The organism is Streptomyces sp. KL109B (genome assembly GCF_030766935.1).
Lineage (GTDB): Bacteria > Actinomycetota > Actinomycetes > Streptomycetales > Streptomycetaceae > Streptomyces.
The window spans coordinates 649176-655862 of sequence record NZ_JASERL010000005.1; the positions used below are offsets into that span (position 1 = coordinate 649176).

Genomic DNA, 6687 nt, shown 5'->3' on the forward strand with positions numbered 1-6687 from the left:
GAAGGGTCGCGGACGGTTCAGATACCGCGCTGGCTCGCGTAGAACACCAGCCGGTACTTGCCGATCTGCACCTCGTCCCCGTTGTTCAGCGACACCGAGTCGATCCGCTCACGGTTCACATACGTGCCGTTGAGGCTGCCGACGTCGGCGACGGTGAACGAGCCGTCCTGAACGCGACGGAACTCCACGTGGCGGCGCGACACGGTCACGTCGTCCAGGAAGATGTCGCTCTGCGGGTGCCGCCCCGCGGTGGTCAGCTCGCCGTCCAGGAGGAAGCGGCTGCCCGAGTTCGGGCCGCGCCGCACCACCAGGAGCGCCGAGCCGAGCGGCAGCGCGTCCACGGCGGCCTGGGCCTCCGGGGACAGGGCCGGGAGCTGCGTCTGACCGGTCGACTCCGGGTCGTAGGACTCCAGACCCGAGATCGAGATCGTGGACGTCGTCTCGGACGGCCCCTCCGGCGACGCACCGCCGCGCAGCGGAGCACCGCAATTGGAGCAGAACCGGCTGTTCTCCCCGTTCCGGTTTCCGCACCTCGTACACACCAGGGCCGACATGGACGGATCCTCCTGCCGCGGCTGCCCCGCGGGGGCGTGGGACGCGTACGGGTCGGGGGTCAACCCTCCACCCGTACTTGAGGTTGACGGTTCTCCGAAACCTATGCGGCCGGAACCGGCAGGGTCAACAGACGACGCGCCCTGTCCGCCCGAATTGTCTCCGCCGACCTGGTCGCGGAACAGGGGGCGCTCGCCCACCTGCGTCTCCGGTGCGTCTCCTTGGCGCGGCGCACGGTGACGGTTGTCCTCACGTGCGCTCTTGCCGAACAACTTCGCAAACAACTTCACGGGCGATTCCCCTTGACCGAAACAGACCCGCCCGTGGGGCAGGACGAACCCTGACTGCACACATCGGCGTACATCGCGTACATCATTGACACGGACACCCTCACAACGTCCGTATCCGCCAAACAGTTTCCACCACGCACCCCACCCTTGCTGCGGCGACCCCCCGCAACGTCATGCCCTCGCACGGTATCCACCATGCACCCCCGCCTCACTCCGAGGACGACCGAGCGTAATCAGGCCGTTGCGCCGACCGCAAGGCATCCACAATGATCTTGTTCGAGCGGCTCACGACCGTCGTGGCCTGCTCCTTCTCCAGCGTCTGCACGACACCTCCGGGAATGTTCAGGGCCGGTTCGAGGTCCTGCGGCTTGCCGATGACCTTGAATCGGTACGGCTGGCTGATCTCGTGCCCGTCCACGCTGACCCCCTTCCCGCCGCTTCCGTCCGTCAGATACGTGTTGGCCACGACGCGGACGTCATTCACCTGGATCGCCTCCGCGCCGGCGGCGCGCAGCTCCTGGACCGCGTCGAGCAGCATGTCCGCCTCCACGGCCCCCTTCGTGTCGGTGACGGTCATGTTGATCCCGGGGCCCTGCGCGCCGACGGTGCCCGCCAGAATGCCGAGCTGCTTCTGCTTCTCGGCCGTCTGCTTGCGAGCCTCGTTCGCCTGGTTCGAACTGCTCTCCAGCTCGGTGCGCTGGTCCTCGAGACCTTGCTTCTCATCCTCAAGACGCTGAGTTCGATCGTCCAGTTCATCGAGGATGCGAACGAGATCTTCCTGACGCGCACCGCGCAGGGCACTGTTGTCGCTGGTGGACCGCACCTGGATGGCGAGCCCGAGCCCCAGGACGAACAGCAGCACAGCCATGATGAGTTGGGCGCGCGACGCGCGCGGCGGCCACAGACCCTTCACGAGCCGTTGCCGCCCGGTCAGCTCGGGCTCGACGGCGTCGGCCGCCGGTTCCACCGAGACGGACTCGGGCTCGGGCTGCCGCGCCGGCTCCGGTTCCACCTCCGGCGTTTCGGGTTCCGCCGGAACCTCGGCCGGCAGCTCCTTGCGCAACTGCTCGACGTCGCCGTCAGGTTGCACGTCCCGCCCGTCCTCGCGGTTCTCTGCGGGCTGCTCTGCGGGGTGTTCTGCGTTCTCGTCGTTGCTCATCGGCCTCACGCCCGGAACACGTGCCGACGGATCGCGGCCGCGTTGGAGAAGATGCGGATGCCGAGCACCACGACGACACCGGTGGACAGCTGCGCGCCGACGCCCAACTTGTCGCCCAGGAAGACGATGAGCGCGGCCACGACCACGTTCGACAGGAAGGAGACGACGAACACCTTGTCGTCGAAGATCCCGTCCAACATGGCGCGCAGCGCGCCGAACACCGCGTCGAGCGCCGCGACGACGGCGATCGGAAGGTAAGGCTCGACGACCGCCGGAACCTCTGGCCGGACGAAAAGCCCGACCACGACTCCCACGACGAGTCCCAGTACGGCGATCACGATGTGCCCTTCTGCTCTTCATCACTCGGCTGTGCTGTACGTACGATCACGCTGGGGGCGGCCGGAAGCTTGACGTCGTCCTGGGCCGAAATGCTGGTCCTGATCCCGAAGTTCTCCTGCAGCGCGTGCAGGTACAGGCCGTCGGGACTGTTCTGGAACCGGGTGCTGAGCCGCTGCCCGTCCCCCACCGCGAGCACCGTGTACGGCGGCGCCAGCGGCTTGTTGTCGACCAGTATCGCGTCGCCCGCGGCCCTGATCGCGGACAGCGAGGTGAGGCGCTGCCCGTTGATACTGATGGCCTCGGCGCCGGACTGCCAGAGGCCGTTCATGACCCGCTGCATGTCCCGGTCGCGCAGCCGCCCGGTGTCGGAGAAACCATTGCTCTCACGTGGGCCGCTGCCCTCGCCCGTGGTGGCCGACTTGGCGTCGTCGACGACGAGCTTCACCCCGGGGCCGTGCACGGCGACGGCGCCCGAGAGCACCCCCGCCAACTCCCCCTGCTCACCGCCGTGCTTCTTCAGCGCCTCACGCTGCATGTCCCCCACGTGCCCCCGCAGCGAGTCGACCTGGCCCTCCAACGTGTCGGCGGACTCGGTCTCCTGGTCGATGCGGTCGATGAGCTCCTCGCGCTCCTTGGCCATCACAGGCGCGGCGATACGTGCCTGCGCCGCGCCCACCGTCACCACCAGCGCGGCGAGTACGAGCCCGGCCGCGAGCCCCAGCTTCGCCCGCAGCGTCTTCGGCATGCCGCTCAGGCCCGCGGCCTTCTTGCGTGCCGCGGCCTCCGCGTATCCGTCGTCCAGGCTGTGGTCCATGACGTTGGTCAGCAGCGACATGGAGGCGTCGGGGCGCGAGGGGCGCTCTGGGGTGCTCCGATTGGGGGGCTGCTGCGGCATGCCGCACATCGTCGCACGTCGTGGCCGCTACCTCCCAATGGCCCCACTGGCCCGCTGCTCCGCGCCCGAAATGGGCGCGGAGCAGCGGATATCCGGGTCAGCGACCGGCGCTGTCCACGACGGCCGACCACTCGTCGAGCAGCTGTTGGGCGGAGGCGTCGTCGGGCCCCTCGGCCCACAAATGGGTGACGGCCTCTGCCGGGTCGGGCAGCACCATCACCCAGCGCCCGTCGGCCTCCACGACCCGCACACCGTCCGTCGTGTCCACGGACCGTTCGCCGGCCTCCTCCACGACACGGCGCATGACGAGCCCCTTGACGGCCCACGGCGTCGCCAGATCCCGCTTGAGGACATGCGCCCTGGGGATCCGCGCGTCGATCTGACTGAGCGTCAACTGCGTACGCGCGACGAGCCCGATCAGCCGCACAAAGGCCGCCGCCCCGTCGAACACGCTGCTGAACTCGGGGATGAGGAACCCGGCCCGCCCATCGCCACCGAAGATGGTCCCGTCCGCACGCCCGACCCTCGTCAGATCGTCCGGCGACGTGGTCGTCCACTCGACCTGCGTCCCGTGATACGCCGCCACCTGCTCGGCGATACGCGTGGTGGTCACGGGCAGCGCGACCCGCCCACTCCTCCGCTCGGCGGCGACAAGATCGAGCATCACCAACAACGCCCGGTCGTCCTCGACGATCCGCCCCTTCTCATCGACGAGCGACAGCCGCTCCCCTACCGGATCGAACCGCACCCCGAACGCGGCGCGCGCCGAGGCCACGATCTCTCCGAGCCGTACGAGCCCGGCCCTGCGGGCGTCCGCCGTCTCCGTGGGCCGCGACTCGTCGAGCCCGGGGTTGATGGTCAACGAGTCGACACCAAGCCGCCCCAGAAGGCTGGGCAGCACAAGCCCCGCACTCCCGTTGGACGCGTCGACGACCACCTTGAGCCCGGCCTCCGCGATCCCCGTCGTATCGACGTTCCGCAGCAACGACCCTGTATACGAGTCGAAAACGCTCGAAGGAAAGTGCAGATCCCCGATCTCCCCGGGGAACGCCCTGCGGTACTCCTGCCGCGCGTACACCCGGTCCAGCTTCCGCTGACTGCCCTGCGAAAGGTCGGCCCCGCGCTCGTCGAAGAACATGATGTCGACGGAGTCCGGCACCCCCGGCGTCGTACGGATCATGATCCCGCCGGCACTGCCCCGCGCGGTCTGCTGCCGCGCCACGGGCAACGGCACGTTCTCCAGATCCCGTACGTCTATGGCACTGGCCTGCAGCGCGGAGATGACGGCCCGCTTGAGCGCACGCGCACCACGGGAGTGGTCACGCGCGGTCGTGACGGTCGACCCCTTCTTGAGCGTCGTCGCGTACGCCCCCGCGAGCCGCACGGCCAGCTCGGGCGTGATCTCGACGTTCAGGATCCCGGAGACTCCCCTGGCCCCGAACAGGTGCGCCTGCCCCCGCGACTCCCAGATCACCGACGTATTGACGAACGCGCCGGCCTCGACGGTCTTGAACGGATAGACCCGCACGTTGCCCTGGACGATCGACTCCTCGCCGACCAGGCACTCGTCCCCGATGACGGCGCCGTCCTCGATCCGCGCGGCCCGCATGATGTCGGTGTTCTTGCCGACGACGCAGCCCCGCAGATTGCAGTGCCGCCCGATGTATACGTTGTCGTGCACCACGGCCTTGTGCAGGAACGCCCCGCTCTTCACGACGACGTTCGAGCCGACGACCGTGTGCTCGCGGATCTCGACATCGGCCTCGATCTTGGCGTAGTCACCGATGTAGAGCGGCCCACGGAGCACGGCGTCCGGATGCACCTCGGCGCCTTCGGCGACCCAGACACCCGGCGAGATCTCGAACCCGTCGAGTTCGACGTCGACCTTGCCCTCGAGCACGTCGGCCTGGGCCTTCACATAGCTCTCGTGTGTGCCGACGTCCTCCCAGTAACCCTCGGCGACATAGCCATAGATGGGCTTGCCTTCCTTCATCAGCTGCGGGAAGACGTCCCCCGACCAGTCGACCGGGACATCGGCCTCGACGTATTCGAAGACCTCGGGCTCCATGACATAGATGCCCGTGTTCACCGTGTCCGAGAAGACCTGCCCCCAGGTCGGCTTCTCGAGGAAGCGCTCGACCTTTCCTTCCTCGTCGACGATGGTGATACCGAATTCCAGCGGATTGGGCACACGCGTCAGACAGACCGTGACGAGCGCACCCTTCTCCTTGTGGAATTCGATGAGCTCGGTGAGGTCGAAATCGGTGAGCGCGTCACCCGAGATCACGAGGAAAGAATCGTCCTTCAGCGCTTCCTCAGCGTTCTTTACGCTGCCGGCAGTGCCGAGTGGCTTCTCCTCGTTGGCATAGGTGAGCTCCATCCCCAGTTCTTCGCCGTCCCCGAAGTAGTTCTTGACCAGTGAGGCCAAGAACTGCACGGTGACCACGGTCTCGCTGAGCCCATGCCGCTTGAGCAGCCTGAGCACATGCTCCATGATCGGCCGATTGGCCACGGGCAGGAGCGGCTTGGGCATACTCGAGGTCATGGGGCGAAGGCGGGTGCCTTCGCCTCCGGCCATCACGACGGCCTTCATGTCGGAAGCGTCCTCCTTGAAGAGACGACGGTCTTGCCGACTTCGCCCGTCCGGAATAGCCCGCGGTGGTCAGCGGCGGGCCTTCTGGCCTCTGCCAACGCGCAATGGCGAGCTCAATCGGCCATGGAGTCCGCCCTGACAAGCCGGCGGACCTGCACCACGTAGAGGATCCCTGCCCACCAGTACAGCGTCGTACCCCATCCAGCGAACGCCCATCCGAAAATAGCAGCGAGTTCATGGATCCAACCCGATCCGTCACTCAGCAGCAGCAAGGGGAAGGCGTACATCAGGTTGAAGGTCGCGGCCTTCCCGAGGAAGTTCACCTGAGGCGGCGGATAGCCATGACGCCTGAGGATCCCCACCATCACCAGAAGAACCAGTTCTCGCGCCAAAAGTACGGCGGTCAACCAAATGGGAAGAATGTCGCGCCAGGTCAATCCAACCAGGGTGGACAGAATGTAGAGGCGGTCGGCGGCGGGATCGAGCAGCCGACCGAGGCTGCTGATCTGATTCCAGCGCCGCGCGAGCTTCCCGTCGAGATAGTCACTCACGCCGCTCAGAGCCAGCACGAGCAGCGCCCAGCCGTCACTCTTGGGGCCCCCGAACTCAGGGCGCAGGATGAGCCACAGGAAGAGGGGCACGCCGACGAGACGCGCCATGCTGAGGATGTTCGGGATGGTGAGGACCCTGTCCGTCTGAACACGGGTCTCCTGGACCTCCACCCGGGGGCCTCCTGTGGGGAACGAACCAACGATGCCCCCTGACTTTACCCTCAGCGTCAGCCGACGAGAGCGAGGGGGGCGGCCTGATGCCATAACGCAGAAAAGCCCGGACCGTAACCCGGCCCGGGCTTCTCTAT

At 67.2% G+C, this 6687-nt stretch carries 6 protein-coding genes; all 6 read right to left on the minus strand.

All coding sequences use genetic code 11. The features are described from left to right. Positions 1-17: 17 nt before the first annotated feature. A complete protein-coding gene (locus RBJ65_RS20875; RefSeq protein WP_306322643.1) occupies positions 18-968 on the minus strand; it encodes an FHA domain-containing protein in 951 nt (316 codons plus the stop codon). An 82-nt stretch (positions 969-1050) separates the two neighbouring features. Continuing rightward, positions 1051-2001: a DUF881 domain-containing protein gene (locus RBJ65_RS20880; protein ID WP_306322627.1), complete on the minus strand. Its 951-nt coding sequence runs from the start codon at positions 1999-2001 to the stop codon at positions 1051-1053. A 5-nt stretch (positions 2002-2006) separates the two neighbouring features. Then, on the minus strand, positions 2007-2339 hold the full coding sequence (locus RBJ65_RS20885; protein ID WP_266722032.1) for a small basic family protein: 333 nt from the start codon (positions 2337-2339) through the stop codon (positions 2007-2009). Beyond that, the gene (locus RBJ65_RS20890) at positions 2336-3244 is read right to left on the minus strand and encodes a DUF881 domain-containing protein (protein ID WP_306322628.1); all 909 of its coding nucleotides are present in this window, start codon (positions 3242-3244) and stop codon (positions 2336-2338) included. The genes RBJ65_RS20885 and RBJ65_RS20890 overlap by 4 nt, the downstream gene beginning before the upstream one ends. 88 nt (positions 3245-3332) lie before the next feature. Continuing rightward, positions 3333-5828 (minus strand): mannose-1-phosphate guanyltransferase, encoded by a 2496-nt coding sequence (locus RBJ65_RS20895; RefSeq protein WP_306322629.1) that lies wholly within the window; start codon positions 5826-5828, stop codon positions 3333-3335. A gap of 113 nt (positions 5829-5941) precedes the next feature. After that, a complete protein-coding gene (locus RBJ65_RS20900) occupies positions 5942-6550 on the minus strand; it encodes a CDP-alcohol phosphatidyltransferase family protein (RefSeq protein WP_306322630.1) in 609 nt (202 codons plus the stop codon). Between the last annotated feature and the right edge of the window lie 137 nt (positions 6551-6687).